Origin of the sequence: Streptomyces sp. NBC_00236, assembly GCF_036195045.1 — a bacterium.
In the GTDB taxonomy this organism is placed as follows: Bacteria; Actinomycetota; Actinomycetes; order Streptomycetales; family Streptomycetaceae; genus Streptomyces.
In genome coordinates, this window is the sequence record NZ_CP108100.1 from 2254169 (window position 1) to 2278734 (window position 24566).

Annotated in this window: 26 protein-coding genes and 2 tRNA genes; 14 read left to right on the plus strand and 14 right to left on the minus strand. The window is 71.6% G+C overall.

The genetic code is table 11. From position 1 onward, the window contains the following. Positions 1-312: 312 nt before the first annotated feature. Together OG446_RS09965 and OG446_RS09970 are read left to right on the plus strand one after the other, a co-directional pair. Positions 313-1407 carry a DUF2330 domain-containing protein gene (locus OG446_RS09965; protein ID WP_328898260.1) on the plus strand — a complete coding sequence of 365 codons (1095 nt, stop codon included), beginning with the start codon at positions 313-315 and terminating at the stop codon, positions 1405-1407. 134 nt (positions 1408-1541) lie between these two features. Then, positions 1542-2018, plus strand: a complete 477-nt coding sequence (locus OG446_RS09970; RefSeq protein ID WP_328893681.1) for a GNAT family N-acetyltransferase — start codon at positions 1542-1544, stop codon at positions 2016-2018. 34 nt (positions 2019-2052) lie between these two features. Here the strand turns inward: OG446_RS09970 and OG446_RS09975 are convergent, their stop codons facing one another. After that, positions 2053-4122 carry an MDR family MFS transporter gene (locus tag OG446_RS09975; RefSeq protein WP_328893682.1) on the minus strand — a complete coding sequence of 690 codons (2070 nt, stop codon included), beginning with the start codon at positions 4120-4122 and terminating at the stop codon, positions 2053-2055. A 136-nt stretch (positions 4123-4258) separates the two neighbouring features. Between OG446_RS09975 and OG446_RS09980 the strand changes: the two genes are divergently transcribed. Next, positions 4259-5353 carry a peptidoglycan-binding protein gene (locus tag OG446_RS09980; protein ID WP_328893683.1) on the plus strand — a complete coding sequence of 365 codons (1095 nt, stop codon included), beginning with the start codon at positions 4259-4261 and terminating at the stop codon, positions 5351-5353. Positions 5354-5583: 230 nt separating this feature from the next. Beyond that, positions 5584-6240, plus strand: a complete 657-nt coding sequence (locus OG446_RS09985; RefSeq protein WP_328893684.1) for an HAD-IA family hydrolase — start codon at positions 5584-5586, stop codon at positions 6238-6240. Here the strand turns inward: OG446_RS09985 and OG446_RS09990 are convergent. Beyond that, positions 6233-6997 (minus strand): ABC transporter permease, encoded by a 765-nt coding sequence (locus OG446_RS09990; protein ID WP_328893685.1) that lies wholly within the window; start codon positions 6995-6997, stop codon positions 6233-6235. The two genes, OG446_RS09985 and OG446_RS09990, sit on opposite strands and share 8 nt — an antisense overlap. A 317-nt stretch (positions 6998-7314) precedes the next feature. Between OG446_RS09990 and OG446_RS09995 the strand changes: the two genes are divergently transcribed. The 4 genes from OG446_RS09995 to OG446_RS10010 all read left to right on the plus strand — a co-directional run bounded on the left by OG446_RS09995 (position 7315) and on the right by OG446_RS10010 (position 11395). After that, the gene (locus tag OG446_RS09995) at positions 7315-7959 is read left to right on the plus strand and encodes an HNH endonuclease family protein (RefSeq protein WP_328893686.1); all 645 of its coding nucleotides are present in this window, start codon (positions 7315-7317) and stop codon (positions 7957-7959) included. 208 nt (positions 7960-8167) lie between these two features. Next, positions 8168-9904 carry an alkaline phosphatase D family protein gene (locus OG446_RS10000; protein ID WP_328893687.1) on the plus strand — a complete coding sequence of 579 codons (1737 nt, stop codon included), beginning with the start codon at positions 8168-8170 and terminating at the stop codon, positions 9902-9904. 83 nt (positions 9905-9987) lie between these two features. Further along, complete coding sequence (locus tag OG446_RS10005; protein WP_328893688.1) at positions 9988-10446, plus strand: DoxX family protein; 459 nt, start codon at positions 9988-9990, stop codon at positions 10444-10446. 277 nt (positions 10447-10723) lie between these two features. Next, a complete protein-coding gene (locus OG446_RS10010) occupies positions 10724-11395 on the plus strand; it encodes a DedA family protein (RefSeq protein ID WP_328893689.1) in 672 nt (223 codons plus the stop codon). On the opposite strand, the gene OG446_RS10015 is transcribed toward OG446_RS10010, so the two are convergent. From OG446_RS10015 to OG446_RS10025, 3 genes are all read right to left on the minus strand, one after another. Beyond that, positions 11382-11606 carry a DUF2277 domain-containing protein gene (locus OG446_RS10015; protein WP_328893690.1) on the minus strand — a complete coding sequence of 75 codons (225 nt, stop codon included), beginning with the start codon at positions 11604-11606 and terminating at the stop codon, positions 11382-11384. The two genes, OG446_RS10010 and OG446_RS10015, sit on opposite strands and share 14 nt — an antisense overlap. A 56-nt stretch (positions 11607-11662) precedes the next feature. Continuing rightward, on the minus strand, positions 11663-13027 hold the full coding sequence (locus tag OG446_RS10020; RefSeq protein ID WP_328893691.1) for a DUF1254 domain-containing protein: 1365 nt from the start codon (positions 13025-13027) through the stop codon (positions 11663-11665). A 134-nt stretch (positions 13028-13161) separates the two neighbouring features. Then, complete coding sequence (locus OG446_RS10025) at positions 13162-13602, minus strand: DUF7144 family membrane protein (protein WP_328893692.1); 441 nt, start codon at positions 13600-13602, stop codon at positions 13162-13164. Positions 13603-14178: 576 nt separating this feature from the next. Between OG446_RS10025 and OG446_RS10030 the strand changes: the two genes are divergently transcribed. Then, the gene (locus tag OG446_RS10030) at positions 14179-15600 is read left to right on the plus strand and encodes an MFS transporter (RefSeq protein WP_328893693.1); all 1422 of its coding nucleotides are present in this window, start codon (positions 14179-14181) and stop codon (positions 15598-15600) included. On the opposite strand, the gene OG446_RS10035 is transcribed toward OG446_RS10030, so the two are convergent. From OG446_RS10035 to OG446_RS10050, 4 genes are all read right to left on the minus strand, one after another. Next, positions 15500-15793, minus strand: coding sequence for a hypothetical protein (locus tag OG446_RS10035; RefSeq protein ID WP_328893694.1), 294 nt, complete (start codon positions 15791-15793; stop codon positions 15500-15502). The genes OG446_RS10030 and OG446_RS10035 overlap by 101 nt on opposite strands. A gap of 44 nt (positions 15794-15837) precedes the next feature. Then, positions 15838-16545, minus strand: coding sequence for a B3/B4 domain-containing protein (locus OG446_RS10040; protein WP_328893695.1), 708 nt, complete (start codon positions 16543-16545; stop codon positions 15838-15840). A 105-nt stretch (positions 16546-16650) separates the two neighbouring features. Further along, positions 16651-17298 (minus strand): FMN-binding negative transcriptional regulator, encoded by a 648-nt coding sequence (locus OG446_RS10045; RefSeq protein ID WP_328893696.1) that lies wholly within the window; start codon positions 17296-17298, stop codon positions 16651-16653. 58 nt (positions 17299-17356) lie between these two features. Beyond that, a complete protein-coding gene (locus OG446_RS10050; protein WP_328893697.1) occupies positions 17357-18193 on the minus strand; it encodes an EamA family transporter in 837 nt (278 codons plus the stop codon). Positions 18194-18309: 116 nt separating this feature from the next. On the opposite strand from OG446_RS10050, the gene OG446_RS10055 reads away from it, so the two are divergent. Further along, positions 18310-18894 (plus strand): helix-turn-helix domain-containing protein, encoded by a 585-nt coding sequence (locus tag OG446_RS10055; RefSeq protein WP_328893698.1) that lies wholly within the window; start codon positions 18310-18312, stop codon positions 18892-18894. A gap of 446 nt (positions 18895-19340) precedes the next feature. On the opposite strand, the gene OG446_RS10060 is transcribed toward OG446_RS10055, so the two are convergent. From OG446_RS10060 to OG446_RS10070, 3 genes are all read right to left on the minus strand, one after another. Continuing rightward, positions 19341-19808 (minus strand): MarR family winged helix-turn-helix transcriptional regulator, encoded by a 468-nt coding sequence (locus tag OG446_RS10060; RefSeq protein ID WP_328893699.1) that lies wholly within the window; start codon positions 19806-19808, stop codon positions 19341-19343. A 95-nt stretch (positions 19809-19903) separates the two neighbouring features. After that, positions 19904-20269 (minus strand): signal peptidase I, encoded by a 366-nt coding sequence (locus OG446_RS10065; protein WP_328893700.1) that lies wholly within the window; start codon positions 20267-20269, stop codon positions 19904-19906. Positions 20270-20389: 120 nt separating this feature from the next. After that, positions 20390-21463, minus strand: a complete 1074-nt coding sequence (locus OG446_RS10070; RefSeq protein WP_328893701.1) for a hypothetical protein — start codon at positions 21461-21463, stop codon at positions 20390-20392. 152 nt (positions 21464-21615) lie between these two features. Between OG446_RS10070 and OG446_RS10075 the strand changes: the two genes are divergently transcribed. From OG446_RS10075 to OG446_RS10090, 4 genes are all read left to right on the plus strand, one after another. Continuing rightward, positions 21616-22269, plus strand: a complete 654-nt coding sequence (locus OG446_RS10075) for a TetR/AcrR family transcriptional regulator (RefSeq protein WP_328893702.1) — start codon at positions 21616-21618, stop codon at positions 22267-22269. An 86-nt stretch (positions 22270-22355) separates the two neighbouring features. Beyond that, positions 22356-22430: transfer RNA gene (locus tag OG446_RS10080), tRNA-Trp, on the plus strand. A 72-nt stretch (positions 22431-22502) separates the two neighbouring features. Next, positions 22503-22587 (plus strand) — tRNA-OTHER (locus OG446_RS10085). Positions 22588-22682: 95 nt separating this feature from the next. Then, on the plus strand, positions 22683-22967 hold the full coding sequence (locus OG446_RS10090) for a DNA-binding protein (protein ID WP_328893703.1): 285 nt from the start codon (positions 22683-22685) through the stop codon (positions 22965-22967). 102 nt (positions 22968-23069) lie between these two features. On the opposite strand, the gene OG446_RS10095 is transcribed toward OG446_RS10090, so the two are convergent. After that, positions 23070-23615, minus strand: a complete 546-nt coding sequence (locus OG446_RS10095; RefSeq protein WP_328893704.1) for a GNAT family N-acetyltransferase — start codon at positions 23613-23615, stop codon at positions 23070-23072. Positions 23616-23743: 128 nt separating this feature from the next. Further along, the gene (locus OG446_RS10100; protein ID WP_328893705.1) at positions 23744-24181 is read right to left on the minus strand and encodes a hypothetical protein; all 438 of its coding nucleotides are present in this window, start codon (positions 24179-24181) and stop codon (positions 23744-23746) included. Positions 24182-24566 lie beyond the last annotated feature (385 nt).

Below are 24566 nucleotides of genomic sequence, written 5' to 3' on the forward strand. Positions count from 1 at the left end.
CGTTGCGCCGACCCTCCCAACGTTTGGTGCCGATTCTCCGACCGGCATGCTGTGAAACCTTCGCATTGCCCTATCAGGTAGACACAATCACCCCCTCTTCACCTGACTGTCATCCCGCTTTTGTCCGAAAGAATGCCCGGACGAGCGGTGTGGACCGGCCGTGACGGCCGGAACCGGCGGCGCCGCCCGCACGTCTGAGCCCCTGATCGGTGACCACGGGGAGGACCACGGAACATGCGGTGTGCGGGGAGAGATCAAGAGGTGCGGGATCGGCCGCACGGGTGGGCGCTGCGTGCGCTGTCCCTGGTCCTGATGGTGTTCGCGGCTCAACTGGGGTCGCTGATCGCGCCGGCGTACGCGTGCGGCTGCGGGGCGATGGTCGTGGACCCCATGGCCCGGGTGTCGGTGGACCGGGAGACCTCGGTCGTCGACTGGGACGGCAGCACCGAGCAGATCGTGATGCGGCTGACCGTGCGCGGGAACGCCCCCGAGGCCGCCTGGATCATGCCCGTGCCGCACCGTGCCACGGTCGAGCTCGGTGACGCCTCGCTCTTCTCCGAACTCCAAACCCTCACGGCCCCGGTGAGCACCACCCGGCACTACTTCTGGCCACGTGCGAAGGACTGGCCGTTCGGCGGTTCGAGCGGCGGGTCCGGGGACGGCGCCGCCGCCCCCTCGGCCGCCGCACCGGTCGAGGTGGTCGGCCGGGAGCGGCTCGGGCCGTTCGACGTGGCCCGGCTGGCCGCGACCGACCCCGCCGCACTGGAGGGCTGGCTGAAGGAGAACGGCTTCGAGCTGCCCGGCCGGCTCGCGACGGCACTGCGCCCCTACGTCGAGCAGAAGTGGGAGTACGTGGCCGTGCGCCTGGCTCCCCGGGAATCCGGGAGCCCGCTGAGCGGCACGCTCGACCCGCTGCGGCTGCGTTTCGCCAGCGACCGGCTGGTCTACCCGATGCGCCTGTCCCGGCTCGCCGCGACGCCGCAGTCCCTCGGCCTGTACGTGCTCGCGGCGCACCGCATGGAGCCACGGGGCGCGATCGGCGGGGGCCGGCCCGAGGTGACGTACGCGGGCCGGGTCGACGCCGGGCAGGAAAGGGAGGCGTACCCGGCGCTGGGCGCGCTGACGGGCGGCAGGCCGGTGTTCGTCACGGCGATCGACCAGTCGTTCCCGCGGCCGGAGCTGATCGACGGTGACCACGAGCTGCGGGCGGCCGGTGCGGACACCGCGTACCGGACCACGTACTACCGGGACGAACTGCTGACCGTGGGCGGCATTCCGGCCTGGGTGCTGTCGCTGCTCGGCGGAGCGGTGGTGGTGGTCACGGCCCTGCTGCTGGTGCTGCGGGCCCGGCGGCGGCGTCCGGTGACACCGCCGCCGCCGGTCACCGTGCCACCGCCGCTGGCGTGAGGACCGGGCCGGGCCCGGGCCGAGGGGTGGGGACATGCGTACGCGGGGTGAATCGTGGGACGGCGGTCCTCACGTCACCCCCCACGCCCCGAAATCGTTTCCCCCTACAACCGGGTGCGCGACAGACTGGCCCGATGACGTGGACCATGACCCCCGAACGCTTCGACTCCCCCGATGCCGCCCTGCTGCGCCGGGACTACTACGACGAGGTGGCGAGCCGCTACTGGGGGCGCCCCGCGACTGCGGAGGAGATCGACGCGGGGCTCACTGACGACGGCGCCGAGCGGCTCGTGCCGCCGACCGGCGAGTTCGTCGTCGGCCGCATCGGGGGCGCCGCGGCGGCCTGTGCGGGGCTGATCGTGACGGACCCGGGCATCGCGGATCTGACCCGGGTCTACGTACGCCCCGAGGTACGCGGCACGGGCGGCGGCGGGCTGCTGCTCGCGACCATCGAGAGCCGCGCGCGGGCCCTGGGCGTACGGCAGATCCGGCTCGACACCCGTAACGACCTCGTCGAGGCGCGCGGACTGTACGCCAAGCACGGCTACCGCGAGGTCCCGGCCTTCCACCGCAGGCAGTACGCCGAGCACTGGTTCGCCAAGGAGCTGTAGGAGTGCGGGGGCCGTGGGAACTGCGGGACAGCCCTCAGCGAGCAGGACGCTCGTGCGGGTGGCCGGCCGCGTGGTCCCGCTTGGGCGCCGGGCTGTGCGGGCGCTCCTTGCTCGACCCGCTCGTCTCCTCCGTCAGCTCCGACACCAGGGCGACCAGGTCCGTCGGACGGTCCGGCCCCCACCAGTCGCCCAGCAGCTCGGCGAGGGACTCCTCCCGGGCCTGTGCGAGCTTCACCACGGCCTCGGCGCCCGTGTCGGTGAGCACCATCTGCACCCCGATCCGGCGGGCCAGGCCGCGTTCCTCCAGCTGCCGGGCCGCGTCGCTGATCACCCGCAGCGGTACGGGGGCGATATCCGCGAGCCGGGCGGGTTCGACGGTCCCGTGCCGTTTGATGCGCAGCAGCATCCAGCCTGCGGCCGGCAGCAGGTCGTAGCCGGCCTTCTCGGTGATCTTCACATAGACCTCGCGGCGGCCCTCCCTGGTGGCGAGGACCGAGAGGGCGCGTGCGCATTCGTCGTACGAGGACCGCTCGACCGGGTTCGACGCCAGGGTCTCGGTGGTGTCGGGGGCGGTCACCGAACCGCGCAGCTTGTCCTCCTTGAGCAGCCAGGCGAAGAGGAAGGCGATCAGGACGACCGGCGCCGCGTACAGGAACACATCGGTGATCGACGTCGAGTACGCGTGGAGCACGGGCTGCTGGAGCGCCGGCGGGAGCTGGCCGATGGCGCGCGGGTCGGCGGACAGTCCCTCGGCACTGACGCCGGGCGGCAGCGGGCGGTCGGCGAGCGCGGAGCCGAGCTTGTCGGTGAGCCGGTTGGTGAAGATGGTGCCGAAGATCGCGACACCGAACGAGGCGCCGATGGAGCGGAAGAACGTCGCGCCCGAGGTGGCCACGCCGAGGTCCTGGTACGAGACCGCGTTCTGTACGACGAGGACCAGGACCTGCATCACCAGCCCCAGTCCCGCACCGAAGACGAAGAAGTAGATGCTCATCTCCCAGGTGGGGCTGGTCTCCGTCAGCCGGTGCAGGAGCAGCAGGCCGATCGCGGTGATGCCGGTGCCGAGGATGGGGAAGATCTTCCAGCGGCCCGTACGGCTGACGATCTGGCCGGACACGGTCGACGTGATGAGCAGGCCGAACACCATCGGGAGCATGTGCACGCCGGACATCGTCGGCGTGATGTCGTGCACCACCTGGAGGAACGTCGGCAGGTAGGTCATCGCGCCGAACATCGCGAAGCCGATGACGAAGCTGATCACCGCGACGAGGCTGAAGGTCCTGATCCGGAACAGTTTCAGCGGCAGGACCGGTTCGGCCGCGCGCCGCTCCACGAGCACGAAGGCGATCAGCAGCACCACGCTGAGGGCCGCGAGGCCGATGATCTTCGCCGAACCCCACGCCCAGGTGGTACCGCCGAGCGAGGCGACAAGGACCAGGCAGGTGGCGACCGAGGCGATGAGGAAGGTACCCAGGTAGTCGATGGTGTGCTTCGTCCGGCGGACCGGGATGTGCAGCACGGCGGCGATCACCACGAGGGCGACGACGCCGACGGGCAGGTTGATGTAGAAGACCCAGCGCCAGCTGAGGTGCTCGGTGAAGAAGCCGCCGAGGAGCGGTCCGAGGACGCTCGTCGCGCCGAAGACCGCACCGAAGAGGCCCTGGTACTTGCCGCGTTCGCGCGGGGGGACGAGGTCGCCGACGATCGCCATGGACAGCACCATCAGCCCGCCGCCGCCGAGCCCCTGGAGGGCACGGAAGCCGATCAGCTGCGGCATGTTCTGGGCGATGCCGCAGAGGGCCGAGCCGATCAGGAAGATGATGATGGCGATCTGGAAGAGCCTTTTGCGCCCGTACTGGTCGCCGAGCTTGCCCCAGAGCGGGGTCGCGGCGGTCGAGGCCAGCAGATAGGCCGTGACCACCCACGACAGGTGCTCCAGTCCGCCGAGATCGCTGACGATCGTCGGCAGCGCGGTGGAGACGATCGTCTGGTCGAGTGCGGCGAGGAGCATGCCGAGAAGCAGGGCGCCGATCGCCACCAGAACCGACCGTGTGGAGCGTTCGGCGCCGGGGCCCGGGGCCGGGGTGCTCAACTGCTGGGCCATAAAACATCTCCTCGGGTCCGCTACACCCCCATCCTGTCCGTTCTGCACTGTTATGGCCTGCCGAAGGGCTCCATGATTGGGCTTCCCGGCGGCGGGCTGCATAATCGCAGGCAGTTCAAAGGGGAGGGGACCCACAATGACCGGACATATATGCCCGGAGTGCGGTACGGACAACAGACCCGGCACGGGCCCGGGCTGCGCCTGCACGGCGCGCCCGGCCCACGACGGTGCCGCCTTCACACAGCAGGCGGCCGGGCCGCACCACCTCAGCGAAGGCGAACGGGCCGCCGAACAGCAGCGCATCGCGGAACAGCACCACGCCGGGCGGTCGGCGGAGTTCGCGGCGGCGGAGGATTTCGACCCGCTGCGCATCCGGCCGTACGTGACGCTGGGCGGCGAGGACACGGCGGCGGCCGGCCCGTCACAGGGACAGGGGCACACGCCGGGCGGGCAGCCGGGGGACGCCGCCACGACGATGCCGCTGTTCCTGGATCCGGCGGGGCCCGGCCCAGCGCCGGAGGCGACGGTCCCGGGCGGCGCGGCGGGCTTCACCGACGACACCGCGCTCCTCACGGCCGGACCGGACCCCGTACAGCCACGCCGCCGCCGGCCCTTCGCGGCACTGGTCGCGGGGGCGGCCGTCGTCACGGTGGTCGGCACGGCGGCCTTCGTCGGCGGGCTGTTCAAGGGGGGCGGGGACCACGAGGCGGACCTGGACCAGGCACTGCCCTCCACGGTGGCCAGCCTCTCCGAGGAGAGCGTCGAGCCGTCGGCACCCGAGTCGGCGTCCACCTCCCCGTCACCCTCGCGCACGACGTCCGGCTCGCCGTCCGCGTCGGCCTCGGCGACCCGGTCCGCTTCGCCGCCCGCGTCCGTATCGGCGTCCGCCTCCGCGTCGGCTTCCGCGTCCCGGCCGGCCGCCGCCTCGTCCCCGGCGGCCACCGCGGCGAGCAGTTCCCCCGCGGCGGTGGCGCCGCCCGCACAGCCGCAGGACGGTCCGACGCTGCGGCTCGGGGACTCCGGCCCGGAGGTGGCCGAACTGCAGCGCAGGCTCCAGGAGGCGTGGGTGCTGAGGGACGGCCCCATCGACGGCGACTACTCGAAGCGGGTCGAGGATGCCGTACGCGAGTACCAGATATGGCGAAACATCGAGGGCGACCCCGAGGGGGTCTACGGCCCGAACACCCGGCGCGTCCTGGAAGGCGCCACGTCGGGCCGGGGGCGCCACTGACCGCGCGGAGGGCAACTGACGCCTGTCCTCGCAGGTCACAGGGGCACCCACGGCCACGCAGGGACGCCATGGGGCCGGGATTGGCTTTCCCGGCCCCGTTTTTGTATCGTGGAGGAACAAAGTGGCCTCCGCGCGCACACCCTGACCGGCGAGCGGGGGCCACTTGTTCTCTTTCCCGCGCCGCACCTCTCCCCCGCGGCGTTCGCTTCCCCCCGCTCTGGAGCCCGCCCATGCCGGCCACCGTCCTCACCGCCCACGCACTCCTCCTCGACATGGACGGCACGCTGGTGAACTCCGACGCCGTCGTGGAACGCTGCTGGCGGCGCTGGGCGCTGCGCCAGGGCCTGGACCCGGAGGCGGCGCTCAAGGTGGTCCACGGCCGGCAGGGGTACGCCACCATGGCGGTGCTCCTCCCGGACCGCCCGATGGAGGAGAACTACGCGGACAACCGGCTGATGCTCGCCGAGGAGACCGCCGACACCGACGGCGTCGTCCCGATCGGCGGCGCCCCCGCCTTCATGGACGCGATCGCCCCGCTCCCGCACGCCCTGGTCACCTCGGCCGACCTGGCCCTGGCCCGCGCCCGGATGACCGCGGCCGGGCTGCGGATGCCGGAGCTCCGCGTCACCGCCGAGAGCGTCGGCGCCAGCAAGCCGGACCCCGAGGGCTTCCTCAAGGGCGCGGCCGGACTCGGCTTCGCACCGGCGGACTGCATCGTCTTCGAGGACTCCGAGGCGGGCATCGCGGCCGGCCGGGCGGCGGGCATGCGTGTCGTGGGCGTCGGCCCGCGCGCGGCGGCGCTCTCCCCCGACGCGCACGTGGACGACCTGACGCGGATCCGGGTGGAAGCGGTGGCGGACGGCTCGATCGCGCTCCACATCAGCTAGCGCCCCTCCCGGGCCCCTCCGCCGGGTCCCGGTGCAGCCGCCCCCGCGCCACCAGCTCCAGCACGGTCGCGACGGCCGCGGCCTGTACGGCTATCAGGGCCACCAGCACGAACAGCTGTACGGCGCCCGCCTGTACCGGTGAGGCGCCGCCCAGCAGCATGCCCACGAAGGCCCCGGGCAGCGTGACGAGCCCCACCGTGCGCGTCTGATCGAGCCCCGGCAGCAGCGCGTCCGACGCCGCGGGCCGGGCGATCTCCAGCCGTGCGTCACGGTCCAGGAACCCCAGGGCCATCGCCGCCTCCACCTCCCCCCGCCGCGTGGACAGTTCGTCGAGCGCCCGGCGGCCGCCGAGCACCGTCGCGGTCAGCGCTCCCCCGATGAGGATGCCCGTCACCGGGATCAGCGCGATGCCCCGGACCGGCACGAGACCGGTGAGCAGCAGCACCAGGACCACCGGCGCGACCCCCGCCCCGATGGGCACGGCCACCCACCACCACGTGCGGTTCTCCGTGACCCGGCGGCCCGCCGTCCAGACGGCCACCGCGTACATCAGCGCGATGAAGGAGAACATCGGCGCAAGGGCGTGGACCACCCAGCCGATGAGTGAGGAGACCGCGGCGAGCTGGACCGCGGCCCGCAGCCCGGCCACGACGATCTCGCGCGAGCGGCCGAGGGACGCGGCCGCGGCGACGGCGGCGGCTGCCGCGAGCAGCAGGGCCAGGACGACGCCGAGCGTGATGTTGACCGGAAGCAGCACGCCGCCACCATAAGACCGCCCGGCGCCCGGGGATCGCACCCCCGGCCCACGTCACCGCCCCGCCCCACGTCCCCGCCCGCCCCACGGAACTGCCGCTCCCTCAGTTCCGTACGCCCGTACCCCCGGTTCCGTACGCCCGCGCACTCACTCCCGTACGCCCCCGCGACCCGAAGCTCTTCGTCAGACCCCTTGATGTGACGTGCCCATGTCGCCACTCTGTTACCTGGCGCCCACCCCACGGAAACCCTGCGCCGCCACGATGGCCGGGCCGAACCGAACGGTCACGTCCAATCACCCCCCACGTCAAGGGAGTTCGCATGTCAGGTGTCTACGCGCGTCGCATAGCCGTCCTCGCCGCATCCGCCGCCCTCGCCGCAACCACCGGACTGCTCACGGCCCCCAGCGCCCAGGCAGCCATGCCCACTCCGGTCTCGGCGTCCACCGCCCGTACGTATCTGAGCGAGCTGACCGTAAAGGCGGAGGGCTCGTCCACCGGATACAGCAGGGACAAGTTCCCGCACTGGATCACACAGTCGGGCGCCTGCAACACCCGTGAGGTCGTCCTGAAGCGGGACGGCACGAACGTGACTCAGGACTCCAGCTGCGCGGCTGTCAGCGGCAGTTGGTACTCGCAGTACGACGGCGCCACCTGGACCGCCGCATCCGATCTGGACATCGACCACATGGTCCCGCTCGCCGAGGCCTGGCGTTCGGGCGCCTCCGGCTGGACCACGGCCCAACGCCAGTCGTACGCCAACGATCTGACGCGCCCCCAGCTCATCGCCGTCACGGACAACGTCAACCAGTCCAAGGGCGACCAGGACCCCGCGACGTGGCTCCCCTCGCGCACCGCGTACACGTGCACGTACGTGCGCGCCTGGGTGCACGTGAAGCACTACTACGACCTGAGCGTCGACTCGGCCGAGAAGAGCGCCCTGCAGTCCGCGCTCAGCGGCTGCTGAACCCGGCGGCCGGGCCCTCCCCGGCCCGGCCGCCTCCGCCGTCCCTCTCCCTCAGCGGTGCGCCGGCCGAGGAAGCACCTGCCCCGGAACCGCCCCGCACTCCCCCGTCGTTCCGTACGGTACGAACCCGCCGTACGCATCCGCCGTACGGCACCGTCCACCGGGAACGCCCGGACCGTCCCGCACGGAACGACGCGAGGAGCTTCACATGGCCGGGCTGCGCCTGGGACCACTACTGCGGTACGTCGACTGGGAGACCGCGACCACCGCGACCGTCTGGGTCGAGGCGGACCGGCCCTGCACGGCCGAAGTCCGGTGCGCGGACGGGGCTTCGGGCTCGTCCCGCACCTTCGCGGTCGCCGGGCACCACTACGCCCTGGTGGTGGTGAGCGGACTGACGCCCGGCTCCACGACCGCGTACGAGGTACTGCTCGACGACCGCACGGTGTGGCCGCCCGAGCAGTACGGGTTCCCGCCGAGCACGATCACCACGCCGCCCGTATCCGGCGCGGCGGAGACCGATCCCCCGACGGTCCGGGTCGCCTTCGGCTCCTGCCGCTGGGCGGCGCCGCCCGGTGGCGGCCACCTGCCGGGCCGGAGCGACCCCGTCGGGCCCGACGCCCTGGACGCCCTCGCCGCCCGTCTCGCCGCCGACCCCGGTGCCGAACGCCCCGACGTGCTGCTGCTCCTGGGCGACCAGGTGTACGCGGACGAGACCTCGGAGGCGACCCGGCGCAGGCTGGCGGCCCGGCGTGATCTGGACGAGCCGCCGGGGGCCGAGGTGGCCGACTACGACGAATACACCTTCCTGTACGACGAGTCGTGGCGCGACCCCGAGGTGCGGTGGCTGCTCTCGACGGTCCCCAGTTGCATGATCTTCGACGATCACGACGTCATCGACGACTGGAACACCAGCGCCGCCTGGCTGGCCGGCATCCGCGCCACCTCCTGGTGGCACGAGCGGATCGTCAGTGGGCTGATGTCGTACTGGGTGTACCAGCACCTGGGCAACCTCTCCCCCGCCGAACTCGCCGCCGACCCGCTCCACGCGGCCGTCCACGCCACCCCGGACGGCACGGAGGCGGTGCGCCGCTTCGCCGCCGAGGCCGCCGCCGACCCCACCCGTACCCGGTGGAGCTACCGACGCATTTTCGGCCGAGTACGGCTGCTCATGGTGGACAGCCGAGCGGCCCGGGTGCTCGACGAACAGGAGCGGGCGATGCTCCACCCGCAGGAGGCCCGTTGGCTGCGGGAGGAGGCCCTGTCCGCCCCCGGTTCCTGCGACCACCTCCTGATCGGCACCTCGTTGCCGTGGCTGCTGCCGCCCCTGATCCATGACGCCGAGCAGTGGAGCGCCGCCCTGTGCCGGGGCGAGCGGGGCGGGCCGGACGGCCGCTGGGCGCGGATCGGCGAGTCCCTGCGACAGCGCTCCGACCTGGAACATTGGGCGGCCTTCCCCGAGTCGTTCGAGCAACTGACGGAGCTGATCCGGGAGGTGGCCGAGGCACCGGAGGCTCCGGCGACGGTATGCGTGCTGTCGGGCGATGTGCACCACGCGTACATAGCGGAGCCCCTCCCGTCCGCTCCTTCCCCCGGTGACACACCGGCCGCCCGCGTCCTACAGCTGACCTGCTCTCCCGTGCACAACTCCATTCCCGCACCGCTCAAGGCCGGATTCCGTTTCGCCTGGAGCGGGGCGGGACGGCTGCTCGGCCGGCTGCTGGCGCGGCACGGGCGCACCGGCCCGCCCTCGATGCGGTGGCACAGGACCGACGGACCGTGGTTCGGCAATCAGTTGATGACGCTCACCTTGCATGGCCGGAAAGCCGCGCTGTCACTGGTTCAGGCCAGATCGAGGAGGACAGGGACCGTGCTGGAGCTGGCCTTCGACCGTCCACTGACCGATGACACCCCGCCGAGTTTCAGCCAGTCGACAAAACGTTGAACTTGCAAGTATTGGTGAGGCCTACCTAATCTTTGGCGCTCAGTCGGTTCACGTCCCCACCAGACCGAAGGAGCCCTCCCCACATGTACACACGCCTGAATCAGGCACAGCCCTATGCCCTCGCGCTCTTCCGCATCGTCGTAGGCCTGCTCTTCGCGTGCCACGGTGCCGCCTCGCTCTTCGGCGTGCTCGGCGGCGCCATGGGCGGCGGTTCCATACCCGCCGGCACCTGGCCCGGCTGGTACGCGGCGGTCATCCAGCTCGTCGGCGGCAGCCTCGTGGTGCTGGGCCTCGGCACCCGTATCGCCGCGCTCGTCGCGTCCGGCTCCATGGCGTACGCGTACTTCAAGGTCCACCAGCCCGAGGCGCTCTTCCCGCTGGAGAACGGCGGCGAGCCCTCGGCCGTCTACTGCTGGGCCTTCCTGCTGCTCGTCTTCACCGGCCCCGGCGCCCTGGCCCTGGACCGTCTGTTCACCCCCCGCTCCACCGCCAAGGGCGAGCAGGACCGCGCACCGGAACCGAGCACCCCGGTCGCCGCCTGACCGCTCCCCAGGCCCACGCACCGGCCCGCGCCGACCGGGCCGACCGGGCCGCTCACCGGACCTCGGGCCCGCCGGGAACCGCTCCCCGGCGGGCCCGAGGCACGCCGCCACGGGCAACTGGTGCACACGGTGCGCCTGTGACGCACGTGAGATGCCCAACATCGCGCATATATATGGATCTCCACGTGAACGGCAGGCGTACGCTGTACAGCTGGCCCTGCCGCTCCTGCCGCTCCCCTGCGACGTCGCGGCGTTGTTACTGATCGGGGAGTAGAAGGTGCTCGAGAGTGTGGGTGCGCTGACCGGCAGCCCATGGATCTACGCCGTGGTCGCCCTCTCCGTGCTGCTGGACGTTTTCCTCCCCGTGCTGCCGAGCGGGGTCCTCGTGATCACGGCCGCCACCGCCGCCGCAGCGGGCACCACCACGGTGGCCGCCGACGCCGCGGGCGCCGCCCGTCACGTGACGGAGGTCCCCTCGGTCCTCGCCCTGATCCTCTGCGCGGCCACCGCCTCCGTCCTCGGCGACCTCGTCGCGTACCGGCTGGCCTGGCGCGGCGGCGAGCGTCTGGACCGCGCCATCGCCCGCTCACGCCGCCTCACCTCGGCGCAGGAACGTCTCGGCGCCGCCCTGAGCCGCGGCGGTGGGGTCCTCGTCGTCATCGCACGCTTCGCACCGGCCGGCCGCTCGGTCGTCTCACTGGGCGCGGGCGCCTCGCACCGCGCCGTGAAGGAGTTCCTGCCGTGGTCCGCCGTGGCAGGCGTGGCCTGGGCGGGCTACAGCGTGGGCCTCGGCTACTTCGGCGCCCACTGGCTCGGCGCGAGCTGGCTGGGCACGGCCCTCTCGGTGCTGGCCCTGTTCGTCGCGGGCGCGTTCGCCGCACTCCTGATGAAGCGCCCCGCGGCGGCCGCTGCCGCCGCAGCCTCGGCCCCGGTCCCTACAGCGTCCTGACACCACCCCGCACTTCCAGACCGTCCAGCAGCCGGGCCGTCGCTTCGGTGATCTCGTCGACGGCCCGGTCGAAGACTTCCCTGTTGTGCGCGGCCGGGGCGCGGAAGCCGGACACCTTGCGGACGAACTGCAGGGCGGCGGCGCGGATGTCCTCCTCGGTGGCCTCTTCGGGGAGGGCCGGAGGGCGAAGGGTCTTGATGCTTCGGCACATGTATCCAGTGTGGACCGCCCCACTGACAACGTGCCTCCTTCACCTGCCGGACCGCGTCACGCCCGGCCCGCCTCCCCGACCCGCCGGACGGCGGGGATCTCGTACCGCCCCTCCAGGACGGCCCGCTTCGGCGTGTAGAGCCTGAGCATGGGCCGGAACTCCCCCTCCGGCGCCGGCAGCCAGTTCGCCGCGGCAGCCGGGTCGCCGGGCCGCTCCTTGCTGATGTGGATGGTCAGCGAACCGTCGTCGGCGTACACGATCCCCGGGGTACGGTCCCCGATCGAGTACCGCCCCACAGGGTTGGCGACGAGGTAGTAGTCCGGGGTGTCGTACATGGTCACGGACCAGAACGCCTCGACCGGTGGCGGCTCCTCGAAGCGGAGCTCGTAGCGGTGGGCCCCGTCGAGCCGCGCACCGTCCGCGTCGTGGAAGGTCTGCGCGTACACCGCCTCGTACCCGTGGTTCCCCCACAGCCCGACCCGCGCGGCCATGGCCCTCGTCAGGTAGGAGGCCTCCCGGTCCGCGATCTTCCATTCCGGCGAGTCGATGGTTCCGACTCCGAACCAGTCGACGTTGTAGTCGAACAGGTGCGGATCCATCGACCACCCCTGGACGCCTCCGGCCTTCGATCCGCCGGCCGCTTCCACCCGCTCCTTGCCCACCGCCATCCCGTCGGTCAGGGCACGTACCAGGTCGGGCCCGGCGGCGGCGAAGGGCGAAGGCCCCTCCTCCAGGAGCCCCAGCGGCTGGAAGCGGTCCTGGTAGGCCCGGTCGCCCGCGGCCGGAGGGAAGTCGGCCATCCATACCCTGAGCTGCTCGAAGAAGCGGAGCTCCGCGGGCACACCGGCGTCCGGCGCGGGCAGGCCGGTGGGGTGCTCGCCCGGTTCGAGGTGGGTGAGGGTGAGCTGTTCCTGGAGCGGACGGACCCGCCGCTCCAGATCCTCGGGGCCGTCGCAGGCGTTGCGGCCGACGATGGTCACGACGGTCGTCGGGGCGTCGATCACCCCGCGTACGTCATCGGGCGCGGTGCCCGCCCATCCGGGCGGCACGACGAGCCAGTCGCCCGCCTCCGTTCCCGTGGCCCGGCGGCCGACGTAGGCGAAGTTGTTGGTCCAGGCATCGACGAACTGGAGGACGTAGTACGCCCCGTCGGTGTCCGGGACGTGCAGCCGGAGCGGCCCGCCGGAGAGGTCCAGCTGGGCGACGGAGTACACGGTGTCGTTGTTGACGGACACGAAATGCGCATCGGCGCCGGCCAGCCGGTCCGAGTGCGCGAACCGGTTGAACGGCGCGGCCGCCAGCGGTCCGAAACCCTCCTCCAGGAACTTCTCGACCATCGACAGGTCGAAGACGAGCGGATACCCGTAGACATACGCCTCGGCTGCCAGCTCCACGAGCTCGTTCGTTCTTGCGTCCGGCATGGAGAAACTCCCGTTCAGCGGTCGTGCGCGGTGAGCGTCGGCATACGCCGGTTCTTCCGTACGTGGCGGGGAACGCTCCGGCCCGGCGGCGGCAGGGTCTGCCGCCGCCGGGCCGGAACCGTGGCCGGTGCCCGTCAGATGACGGCCTTGGAGCGGTCCGTGCACAGGGCCCAGATCACGAAGGTGTCGATGGCGAGGGAGACGACGGCCCAGATCGGCTGGTAGGGAAGCCACATGAAGTTGGCGATCATGTTGAGCGCCGCAAGCCCCACACCGATCCCGCGCGCCCAGCCCGCGCCCTTGAGGATGTACCAGCCGACGACGGCGATGATGACGCCGAGGACGAGGTGGATCCATCCCCAGGCCGTCACGTTGAACTCGAAGACGTAGTTGTTGATGCGTGCGTAGACGTCGTCGGACGCGATCCCGGCGATGCCCTTGATCGCACCCAGCACCCCGTCGACCATGAGCAGAACGCCGGCGAACATGATCCCGCCGGCTGCCCAGGGGTTGATGCCCCCGGGGTGGGACGGAGGCTGGGACGAGGTGCCCGGCGTGGGCGCGGTCTGTGCCATGAGTACTCCTTGGCCGGTGGGAATGCGCGTCAGACCGACCCTGCTCGGCCCGTTCGGGCGCGGCTACCCGACAGGGCCGAACGGGTGACGCGGGCGGGCGCGGCCGGGCGCACTCCCCGGGGCGTCCGTGGGCCGTGTGCGGGCCCGTCCGTGGGCCGTGTCCGGGGCGTCCGTGGGCCGTGTACGGGCCGTGTGCGGGCCGTCCGTGGGGCGTGTGCGGGGCGGAAAAACCGGTGCCCCTCAGGAACGCCGGCGGCTAACCTTCGAACCGCACGTGATCCCCCGAGGCAGGAGTGGGACATGCCCGGTCGTCCGGGCACGCGCTGACGTCGTAGGTCGTGATCGACCCGTCATCGCGTGCCGCCCATGTTTCTGCGGCGCAGCGAGCCCTTCTCGCCCGAACCGCCGGCGCACTACCCGGTGCCCCGGCCGGCGAACCCTGTCCGCCGCAGCTCAAGGGGTCCCCGTGCAACCGGTACCGCACACCCGAACCTTTCCCACGCCCACGCCCATGCCCACGCCCACGCCCACGCCTTCCGGGGCCGGCCATGAAGACCCGTCCGTACGGGGCACGCGATGAAGGCGGCCGCCGGCAACCGGGCCGGAGCTCCGCGGGGTCTGTGGCGGGACGCCGACTTCCGCAGGCTGTGGGTGGGCCAGACCGCGTCCCAGTTCGGGGCGCAGGCCACGCAGGTGGTCCTGCCGCTCATCGCCGTGGTGTCGCTGAACGCGGGTCCCGGCCAGCTGGGGGCCCTGCGGGCGGTGGAGCAGGCGCCGATCCTGCTGCTGTCGCTCTTCGCGGGCGCGTGGGTGGACCGGCGGCGCGCCCGTACGGTGATGGTGCTGGCGGACTTCGGCCGGGCACTCGCGCTGGGGGCGGTCCCCGCCGCGTACCTGCTCGGCGTTCTCGGGCTGCCCGTACTGCTGGTGGTCGCGCTGCTCGTCGGCGTGCTGAGCGTGTTCTTCGACGTCGCGTACCAGGCCTCGCTCGTACGGCTGGTGGAGCGCGACCGGCTTCTGCAGGGCAACAGTGCGCTGGAGGGCAGCAGATCAGCGGCGCAGATCGGTGGCCCGGCGCTCGGTGGCACGCTGGTGTCGTTGTTCTCGGGCCCGGTGGCCGTCGTCACCAGCGCGTTCTTCTTCGCGCTGTCGTCCGTCTCGATCTGGCGGATCCGCAGGCGCGAACAGCTCCCCGCACGGGGTGACGGCCCGGTCGGCGTCCGCCGGCAGATCCAGGAGGGCCTGCGGTTCGTGGCCGGCAACGCCTCCCTGCGGGCGGTGGGTGTGGCGTCGGCGCTCTTCCAGTTCTGGTTCGCGGCGCTGATGACCGTCTATCTGCTGCACCTCCCGCGCGGACTGCACCTGTCGGGCACGGCCATCGGCCTGGCGCTCGCCGCGATGGGCCCGGGCGCGGTCGTGGGGTCGCTGCTGGCGGCGAAGCTGCCGGGACGATTCGGGTACGGCAAGGTCCTGGTGTGCTCGGCGGTCGTCGCGGACGGCGTGATGCTCTGCGTACCGGCACTGCACGGCTCGTCGGCCGTTACCCTGCCCGTGCTCATCGGCGTCAACTTCCTCTTCGGCGCCTTCGGCCAGCTGGTCAACGTCACGATGATGGCCGTGCGGCAGGCCATCACGCCCGTATGGATACAGGGCCGGGTCGTGGCGACGATCAACTTCGCCGGCATGGGCCTGACCCCGGTCGGTTCCCTGCTGGGCGGCTACCTGGCGGGACTCTGGGGACTGCGTACGAGCCTGCTGGTGACCGCTGCCGCCCTCGCCCTGTCCCCCCTGTTCATGGCGTTCTCCCCGCTGGCACACCTGGGCGGACAACTGCCCGGCGGGACGGCATCCGAGGCGACCGCCGCCCCAACGGCTCGGGCAGCACCCGACGTCGGGACTACAGCCCCCGAAGCGCCTCGTGGAGATCGGAGTACGCACTCCAACAGTCGATGCTCCCGTCCTCGTACAGGCTGCCCATGTACCAGTCGTCGTCATTGACCGGCTTCACCAGACACAACCCCCGGAATCCCAGGACGATTTCGGGGTGGAGCCGCTCGTTCTCCGCGTAACGCTCCAGCGTCACCACCGACTTCACCGAACGATCGACATCGAGGGCCACCGCCTCCCGGTCACCGGAGACGCGGCGGATCTCCTCCAGAGTCCAGCCTGTCGGCAGCTTCCCTTGGGTCATCCGGCGATCGTGACACATCGCGGCGCCACCGGCCGACGTCAGCCTCACACGGCGACCCGCGGCCGGGCCGGGCCGAGGTAGTGCACGGCCGTCCGCTCCGCGTGCGGGTCCAGGAGCTCCCGGAGCTGGAGCGCCGCGGTCCTCAGGAGGTCGCCGTCGCGGACGGCGTGGAGGGTTTCGAGGAGGAAGGCGACGTGGACGGAGTCCTCGGTGACGCGGGTGCGGTGGGCGTCGCGGTGGTTCCAGTGCCGCGTCAGGACGCCGTCGGCGTCCGTATAGATGATCTCGCCTGGCTTCGGGTTCTCGACGGTGTCGAGTTCGCCGAGCGGGATGAACTCCTCGCTGCCGTCCGCGTGACGAATGTCGACGTCACCGGCAACTCGGTCGAGGTCGAAGGCACCGGCCGGCAGACCGTGACGGACGGAGACGGCGTTGTACGAGTCGACGGGCGGGTTGATACGCGGCAGGCTCCCCTTCTTGGCGAAACGCCTGCCCAGCGCGTCGACGCTGGGGCGGATGCGCCGGGGATTGGTGCCGAAGGACCGGTAGGCGGTGTGCCACGCCTCGATGCGGGGGTCGTTCTCGTCAGCGGGCTGCCAGGTGCCGTCGGCGAGTTGCCGCTCCAGTCCCGCCAGAGCGGCGGCGGTGGCGGGCCAGCCCTCGTGGCCGCGCAGACCGGTGGCGGTGACGACGGCGATGAGGGTGTCGGGGAAGGCGTCGGCGACGGCGGGGGCAAGGCGGATATCGGTCATGAGCGAGGGCTCCGTTCCTTCATACGTACAACGGTGGCGCCGGGATCCTGCACGGTCGGTTCAGGCACGGTCGGTTCGGACACAGTCGTTTCAGACGCGGTCGAATCAGTCCTTCCACGGCCCGATGCGGTCCAGGCGGCGGCGCTGCTGCTCCGCGGTGGGGGCGTCGAGGCCGTTCCCCCGCCGCGTGAGGTGGTCGGCCACGGCCGTGCGGTGCTCGACGGGCTTGTGGTCGTCGTACTTGAACTTGGCCATGACCTCGGTGACTTCCAGGCGCAGCCCGCGGATTCCGGGCAGCATCCGGCCGTACGGGGGCTGGTCGACGGCGACGGGGGCGTGGTCGCCGTCGGGCTGGAAGTGGGCGAGCTGGCGGCGCAGCAGCTCGGCCTTGGCCTCCGGGTCGTCGACGACGGTGGCGCGGCAGGCGAACTGCACGGCCGCGTAGTAGCTGGTCGGTACGCCGTCGGCGGGCGGGGTGCCGGGCTTGGCGCGCCAGGGGCCGGGGATGAAGGCGTAGTCACCGATGACGGTGAAGGTGACGTTCGGATCGTGCGCGATCGCCTCCCAGACCGGGTTGGGCCGGGCGAGGTGGATCAGCAGGTCGCTGCCGTCGGTGGTGAAGTGGGTGGGGACGACGGCGGGCGGCCGGCCGGGCAGGCCGTTGACGCTGAGCGTTCCGAAGTCGTGGCCGCCGGCGACCCAGGTCTGCCATTCGGTCGCGTCCAGGGCGGCGTCCCAGGGCTGGATGAACATGCTGCTCCTTGTACGTGCACCTGCTTACGTGACAGACGCTGCGGGCGGGGCGGGACGATCAGGTGAGGGCGAGCAGGCTCACGGCAGCGGCAGCGGTGCCGAGCCCGACGAGCTGGCCACGGTGGATGCGCTCCGCCAGCACGCTGCGGGCGAGCAGCACGGTGCCGGCGGGATAGAGGGCGGTGATGACGGCGACGACGGCGAGGTCTCCGCTGCGGGCGGCGAGCAGGAACAGCAGGTTCGCCACCGAATCCAGCACACCGGCCGCGGCGGACATCGCGTAGGCGGGTCGCTCGGACCCCAGCCTGCGGAACATCAGCGCGGCGGCGCCCAGGGTGACGGCCGAGGACACCGCCCTGCCGATGATCAGCGGGGCGACGCCGCTGTCGGACGGCGCCTGGTGCAGGAAGATCAGCTGGAGGGCGATGGCGGCGCCCGCGCCGAGCGCCGACAGCAGCGCGGTACGGGAGGGCCGCACGGCCCCCGAGCCGTGTCCGGCGCTGACGAGTACCACCGCGGCCAGGGCGAGCGGCAGCCCCACCAACCCGGCGGCCCCCAGGCGCTCTCCCTGCAGCAGCCCGACGCCCACGGGCAGCATGGCGGACACCAGGGCCGTCACGGGCGACAGCACGTTCATCGGGCCGATGGCCAGGGTCCGGTAGAGCAGGGCGAACGCGGCGGCCGACGCGACACCGGAGGCGGCGCCCCAGCCCAGGGCTCCGGCACTGAACGAGGCGCCGAGGAGGGGCCACAACAGCAGCTCGACCACGAGGGAGGCCGGGGCCGCGATCATCACGGTCCGCAGCACATGCGCCTTGCGGGCACCGAGGCCGCCGAGGAAGTCGGCGCACCCGTAGGCGAGCGAGCTGCCCAGGGCCAGCAGCAGAGCGATCACGGGACATCCCTTACCATTCAGTGGAACGACCCAACGGTACAACAAACCGACCGTCGCATGTCAACCAAACGACCGCACGGTGCATTCCAGTGGTCCTTCGCAAGGATGGTGACCGGATGGCCGAGACGGACAAGGCCCTGCGCACGCTCGCCCACAACGTCAGAGCGGCCCGCACCCGCGCCGGCCTGTCCCTGGACGAGCTCGGCCGGCGCGCACAGGTCAGCAAGGGCGCCCTGGTCGGCCTGGAGAAGGCCCAGGGCAACCCCAACTTCGCCACCCTGGTCCGCCTGGCCGACACGCTGGGCGTCTCGGTGTCCGCATTGATGGAAGGACCGACGGAAGGCCGCGTCCGCGTGGTGACGGCCGACGCCGTGACCCCTCTGTGGACCGGGGCGCGGGGCAGCGAGGCCCGGCTGATGCTGACGACGTCGGGCGCGGCCCCGGTCGAGGTCTGGCGCTGGCGGCTGGAACCGGACGAGGAGTACCCCAGCCACCCCCACCAGGCCGGGGTCGTGGAGACCGTCAGCGTCACGTCCGGCCGCATGACGTTGGTCGTCGACGGGGCCGAGCACCACGTCGAGGCCGGCCAGACGGCCACCTTCGACGCCGACGCCCCCCACACCTACCGCGGCACGGGCCCCGAAGCGTGCCACCTGGTCATGACGGTCCACCTGCCTCCCGGCCCGGCCTCGACCGCCTGACGTCCGGCGCCTGCGGGGAAACCTCTCAGCCCGTCCCGGAACGCGTGACAGCCGAGCCGAGTCGAAACAGCGCGGGCGCTCGCCTCCCGCCCGCCCCCCTCGTTGCACAGGTCCGCGAGGAGCCCCGGCCCGGGGGCAGTCAGGACGGCTGGACTCGGCCGAAGAGAGCGACGGCTTCGGAGGCCGCCCGGACTCAAGGACCGGCGCGAAGCCGGGCCGATCCGCCACCTCGGCATCTCCCACGCCGCTGACGGCCAACCGGCCGAGGGTCGGGCCATCGCCCCGGTCGTCCGCGCGCGGACCCCTACGCGATCGGCGCGTCGAGGCCGGCCGGCCGGGCAGCCGCGTTCGACGGCGGCACTCCCACGCCTGCCGCGGCACCGGCCCCGAGGCCTGCCGCCCGGCCCGGCTTCCGCCGCCCGGCAACCGCGCCGGTGGACTCGTGGTCAGGACACGGTGCCGCCGGTGTTCCGTATCATCTTCTGGAGCACTTTCAACGCGGTGACGTAGTCGGCGTCGTCGATGCCCTTGTGGATCCGGGCCCGGATGTCCGGGGCGTGCCGCTTGAGACCGACGCGAGCCTCCTCGCCCGACTCGGTGATCCACAGCCGCCCGTCGGCGTCGAGGCTGAGCCACCCGCGCTCCAGCAGAACGTCCGCTTCCGCCCTCAGGTCGTCCTCGGGCCTGATGTAGGCGCTCATGGCTTCCTGAAGACCGGGAATGGTCATACCGCGGCCGTCGGGCGAGATGTCGTTCTCCGAGAGGTTACGCAGCAGCCAGAACTGCGGCTGAGTAAAGCCCAGTTCGGCCTGGTGCGCCCGGATGAACGAGATGACCGACTCGTAGGCCACCCCGGTCCAGTACGCGGCCGGCTGCGCGGCGAGTTCGGCGTCGGAACCGTGCTGTGTCGTCATGTGCGGTGCCCCCTGACTGATCGCTGGTGAAAGCACCGTAAAACCTCGAGCGAAGTTGAGGTCAAGAGCGATCCGATACGGGCGGCCGCGCTCGGCTACCCCTTGACCGCGTAACCGGGCACCGACGGCCATCGAACCGTCAGCACCACCGATTCCTCCTCCGCGACCCAGGAGTGATCGACTCCGCGCCCCCACACGACGTAATCGCCCTGCTCCTCCAACAGCACGCTGCGGCCGGGGAGTTCCACGCGGAAGCGACCGCTGATCAGGACCAGGAGAGCGGTGCGGTGCTCACCCTTCACCCACTCCAGGCGCTCGTCGCCCGGCGGGTGAACACCCCATTTGATCTCTACGTCCTCACTGTGGCGCGGGTCGCCCGCGTCCTTGAAATGCCCGAGGAGCCATCCCCGGTCCAGTGCCGCATCCTTGCCCGCCTTGCCCACATACACGCTGTCGTTCACGAGGCGCGAGATTAGCAGCCGACCTGAAAGCCCCAGGGCAACAGGCCCCTGCATCACGCCACACGGCAGAGCGACCCGCCGACGGGCACACAGACGGCCACTGCCCCCGGACCTCGGCCCTCACCCCACACCGCCGCGCCCGGCCCGGAACGCGTCCGCCCCGCCCCGCCCCCGGCTGCGGCCGTACGTCGCGAGCGCATGGAAGGCGGCTTTGGGCTCCCACGGCAGGCCCGGGTACGCGGCACCGGTACGGCCGCCGCCGAGGACCTTGACCACTCCGAAGGACGCCTTGTCGAAGTCGTGGTCGTCGTCGGCGTCCGCGTGCGGAAGGTCGTAGCGAGCGAAGGTGTTGACGAAGGCGGCGTCGACGGCGGACCCGTCGAAGACCTCGATGAGCTCACGCAGGTAGTCGGCCTGCTCCTGCTCATCGCGCACGACGGGGGCGGTGAACCGCACCGGACGGGCGCGGTCGTCCCACTCGACGACGGCATCCCCCCGGCCGCCGACATCCGCGGCCCCGCGGTAGGTGGTGCAGCCGAACTCCGTGACGGCGGCCGCTCTGCCGTGGGCGGTCAGGGCCCGCAGACCGTCGGCGAGCCGGCCGGCGGTCTGTGCGTCGCGGTAGCCGGCGTCGGTGGCGACGATGTCGAACGGCGCCCAGTCGACGCCCTCGAACGGAAGTGAGGCGTACCCGATCCGGCCACCGAACCGGCCGCGCACCGCAGCGACCGCCTCGCCGAGGAAGGCGTTGACCTGGGCGGGGAGCCCGGGCAGGACGGCTCGCAGCCGCTGCGGGTCGGCGAGGACTGCGGCGCGTTCCTCGAAGGTGTCGCCGGGGAGCATGCCGACGGTGAAGAGGGAGATCTCCGAGCCGGTGAGGAAGACGACCTCGGCGCCTTGGCGCCGCAGCCGTTCAGCACGCCCGGCGCTGTCGGCAAGGAAGTCGAGAAGCTCTTCGGTGGTGAGGCCGTTGGTGAACGGCGAGTACCAGACCTCCAGTTGCGCGTCCGCCGCGAACCGCGCGGCCGTCTCGAGCCGGTCACGGTCGCCGCCGGTGACACGTACGGCGTCACAGCCCAGATCGTCGCGGATGATCTGCATTTCGCGGCGGACGACGGAGGGATCGAAGGGCTCACGGGTGGAGGTTCCCGCGGTGGTGAAGCCGGTGTCGTAAGTGATGCCGAAGGTACGCACGACGGGATGCTCTCCTCACGCTCTACGGTACAGGTCGTACCGTATGAGGTACGTACCGTACCTTGAATGCGCCCTGGAGTGGGACGCAAGGACCGCCGGAAAGTACGATGCGTACCGCAGATCCAGGGGTGCGGGGCAAGAGAGGGCGACCGGTGGCACAAGCGAAGGAACCGCGGCGGACCGCGGCGACGCGACGACGCGGTGCCGAGCTGGAGGAGGCCATCCTGCGGGCGGCCGCCGAGGTGCTGAAGGAATCCGGCGTCCCGTCCTTGACGATGGACGAGGTGGCCCGGCGGGCCGGGACCAACAAGAACGCGCTGTACCGGCGTTGGCCCAACCGCGTCGCGCTGGGCGTGGCGGCCTACCGCCGACTGGCCGCGACCGAGACCGTGCTCCCGGACACCGGCTCGCTGCGCGGCGACACCCTGGAGATGCTGCGGCGCGCCAACAGCACCTGGTCATCACCGTACGGCGAGATCCTGCGCGGCCTGATCGCGGCCGCGGGCAGCACTCCGGACCTGCTGTCCGAGCTGCGAGACCCGGCGGCGGACGGCGCGCACGAGGCTGCCTGGCTGACCCTGCTCGGCCGCGCGGTGGCCCGCGGCGACGCCGCACCCGAGGCCCTGCACCCCCGAGTCGCCGGCACACCGATGGCCCTGCTGCGGAACGAGTACATGATGCTCGGAGTCCCGTCCGTACCCGATGCCGTCCTCATCGAGATCATCGACGAGGTGTTCCTGCCCCTGATCGACGGCCGCCGCCCGCACGGCACCGCATCAGGCGTCCAGGGCCCGCGCCGGTCGTGATCATGTGGCTGGACGACGGCCGGGGACCCGGATCACCGCCCCGCACGGGTGGAGCGCCCCAACCCCCTTCTACGATGTCGGCGGGCGGAGCCGTAGCGCAGAGGTCGTCGCGCGCGGTCTCCAAAACCGCGAGGACGCCGGTTCGAATCCGGCCGGTTCCGTCCGCTGCCTCCTGGCGAATCCCCGAAGAGAAGGCAGTGGCCGGGCCGGCCCATGACGGATAGGGTCCGTCTGGCCATGTGTCGTCCAGCGGCCAAGGACACCGCACTCGGGTCCGCCCCGATGCGGAAACTCCGGTTCGAATCCGGGCAATGGCCACCCCATCCCACCGGCGCGCGGCAAACGAACCTCACCAACGAGGCGCGCGTGAGGACCAGTCACCTCGTCGAACCTTCAGAAGCGGCGGTCACCCAATGACTCTGCGAGACGAGCGCCGCTACCCCGAACCCCTCCTCCGGGCCCCTCAAGTGCCGGACGACACCTGGCTGTCCCAGCCCGAGGCCGCCCGCCAACTGGGCATCGCCCTCTTCCGCATCGGCGTACTCATCGCCTGCGGCCACTTGGCGCCTGCGGTGAACTCGGCCGGGAGGGCGGGCGTCACGATCGCCGGCGTGGAGGCAGAGAAATCCTGGCGCGGCAGCGCCACACGTCGCGCGAAGGCCCTTCGTCTCCTGAAGGACTCGATCCGGTTCTTCTGACCAACATGCGCCCAGGCCTTGACGATCCATCCGGTTCGTTCGCCACCGACTGCCGAGCATCCGCGCGCGTCGCCGCCGGCCGCGTACGCCGTCGATCCGACCTCAGTCGGAGGGCACGCCCGGCGGCCGGGACCACTGGCCGAGCCACTGTTCGGCATCCCAAGCCCGGAACCGCTCCACCTCCGTGAATCCCAGCTTTGCCGCAAGGCGCATCGAGCCGACGTTGGCGGTCTGGGTGGTGAGCACCACCGGTTCGCCGGGAAGGACGCCCGCGAACCAGTCGAGCGCCGCCGCGCACGCCTCGGTGGCGTACCCGAAGCCCCAGGCTCGCGGCAGAAACAGGTAGCCGAGATCCACCTTCCCCGCGGCATCCGGACGACGGTGCTCCGGCGCTCTCCTGAGCAGGATCTGCCCGATCATCGCCCCCTCGAGATCAACGACGAAGCTCCCGGACCTCTGCGCGGGGACCTCGGGCATCGCGCGTTCGAGTTCTTCAGGAAGGCGGGGGCCACCGAGGTAGGTGTGCACCTCCGGCGACGCCGACAACTCGATGAACGCCGCACGGTCCCGGGCCCGGGACTCGCGGAGCACAAGCCTTTCGGTCCTGATCGGGGCAGGCGGCCAGGCAACGGCTCCGAGATCGGTCATGCCGGCCACCTAACCAACAGGTCCGGCAGCGATCAAGACCGCCCGTCCAGCGGTCGCCTCCCGGGCGTGCGTGAGCCCGAGGGAGCGTGACGCTCTCCTTTGGCCCAAGCCCATGGGCCGTTCGCATGTCAGAAGTCGGGGCACAGATACGTGTGCACGGTGTCCAGGATCTTGGCGCCGGTGGCCTCGTTGTTGATGTCGGGCAGGCGCGTGGCGATGGTGAACCGCTCCAGGGTCAGTTTGACGAGCCTGGCCCGGTCCTTCGTGGTCTTGATGGATCCACACTGATTCATGCCCCGGGACATGCTCTGCTCGTCCATGCCGGGCTTCGAAATACGCGGGTCGATGACGTCGAGCGCCTCGAGGTAGGCGTAGCGGGCGGTGGTGCTGGGCTCGGGCGGAAGGCCGGCGGCTTTGCGCGCTGCGTCGCGGGCCTTTTCACGGTCGGCCCGGCTCACGGCGTCACCGGTCGAGGTGGCGGACTTGTCGTCGCCGCTGCCGCATGCGGCGAGCGTGACGGCAAGCAGACCGGCCGCGAGGACAGCGAAGGTGCGTCTGGCGTTCATGGTCCCCCCTGGAATGTGGTGTGGGGGGGGAGCGTTTCATGGCGTGAATGCTGACGGAACATCGGGCAGGCGTGCTGTGCGAGCGATCGGCAGCCCTCGCCGCCGATCGAGATCAACGACGGGAAGATCATGGCAGCCCGGAGGCGCGGCGCAATCCGTCGTCGGGGCGACCGATCGCTATCAGGCGCCGTACCTCGACATGACCGAGACGACCTCGACATCTGGCCGGGCATGCCGGAACGCCCGCGGGGCAGCGGGCCCCGACGCGATGTTGGCGGCGAGAAACGCCCCTACGTGAGCAACCCGCCGAGCCCTCTGTACAGGACGGACAACTCCCTTTCTGCACAGGCCAGTCGGTCAAGGACGCCCACGGCGTGCCGGGTAA

What these genes read in the sequence shown, in the direction of transcription:
- OG446_RS09965 (WP_328898260.1), top strand. Translation starts at nt 313, where the DNA reads ATGGTGTTCGCGGCTCAACTGGGGTCGCTGATCGCGCCGGCGTACGCG.
- OG446_RS09970 (WP_328893681.1), top strand. Translation starts at nt 1,542, where the DNA reads ATGACGTGGACCATGACCCCCGAACGCTTCGACTCCCCCGATGCCGCC.
- OG446_RS09975 (WP_328893682.1), bottom strand. Translation starts at nt 4,122, where the DNA reads ATGGCCCAGCAGTTGAGCACCCCGGCCCCGGGCCCCGGCGCCGAACGC.
- OG446_RS09980 (WP_328893683.1), top strand. Translation starts at nt 4,259, where the DNA reads ATGACCGGACATATATGCCCGGAGTGCGGTACGGACAACAGACCCGGC.
- OG446_RS09985 (WP_328893684.1), top strand. Translation starts at nt 5,584, where the DNA reads ATGCCGGCCACCGTCCTCACCGCCCACGCACTCCTCCTCGACATGGAC.
- OG446_RS09995 (WP_328893686.1), top strand. Translation starts at nt 7,315, where the DNA reads ATGTCAGGTGTCTACGCGCGTCGCATAGCCGTCCTCGCCGCATCCGCC.
- OG446_RS10000 (WP_328893687.1), top strand. Translation starts at nt 8,168, where the DNA reads ATGGCCGGGCTGCGCCTGGGACCACTACTGCGGTACGTCGACTGGGAG.
- OG446_RS10005 (WP_328893688.1), top strand. Translation starts at nt 9,988, where the DNA reads ATGTACACACGCCTGAATCAGGCACAGCCCTATGCCCTCGCGCTCTTC.
- OG446_RS10015 (WP_328893690.1), bottom strand. Translation starts at nt 11,606, where the DNA reads ATGTGCCGAAGCATCAAGACCCTTCGCCCTCCGGCCCTCCCCGAAGAG.
- OG446_RS10020 (WP_328893691.1), bottom strand. Translation starts at nt 13,027, where the DNA reads ATGCCGGACGCAAGAACGAACGAGCTCGTGGAGCTGGCAGCCGAGGCG.
- OG446_RS10025 (WP_328893692.1), bottom strand. Translation starts at nt 13,602, where the DNA reads ATGGCACAGACCGCGCCCACGCCGGGCACCTCGTCCCAGCCTCCGTCC.
- OG446_RS10030 (WP_328893693.1), top strand. Translation starts at nt 14,179, where the DNA reads ATGAAGGCGGCCGCCGGCAACCGGGCCGGAGCTCCGCGGGGTCTGTGG.
- OG446_RS10035 (WP_328893694.1), bottom strand. Translation starts at nt 15,793, where the DNA reads ATGACCCAAGGGAAGCTGCCGACAGGCTGGACTCTGGAGGAGATCCGC.
- OG446_RS10040 (WP_328893695.1), bottom strand. Translation starts at nt 16,545, where the DNA reads ATGACCGATATCCGCCTTGCCCCCGCCGTCGCCGACGCCTTCCCCGAC.
- OG446_RS10045 (WP_328893696.1), bottom strand. Translation starts at nt 17,298, where the DNA reads ATGTTCATCCAGCCCTGGGACGCCGCCCTGGACGCGACCGAATGGCAG.
- OG446_RS10055 (WP_328893698.1), top strand. Translation starts at nt 18,310, where the DNA reads ATGGCCGAGACGGACAAGGCCCTGCGCACGCTCGCCCACAACGTCAGA.
- OG446_RS10060 (WP_328893699.1), bottom strand. Translation starts at nt 19,808, where the DNA reads ATGACGACACAGCACGGTTCCGACGCCGAACTCGCCGCGCAGCCGGCC.
- OG446_RS10090 (WP_328893703.1), top strand. Translation starts at nt 22,683, where the DNA reads ATGACTCTGCGAGACGAGCGCCGCTACCCCGAACCCCTCCTCCGGGCC.
- OG446_RS10095 (WP_328893704.1), bottom strand. Translation starts at nt 23,615, where the DNA reads ATGACCGATCTCGGAGCCGTTGCCTGGCCGCCTGCCCCGATCAGGACC.
- OG446_RS10100 (WP_328893705.1), bottom strand. Translation starts at nt 24,181, where the DNA reads ATGAACGCCAGACGCACCTTCGCTGTCCTCGCGGCCGGTCTGCTTGCC.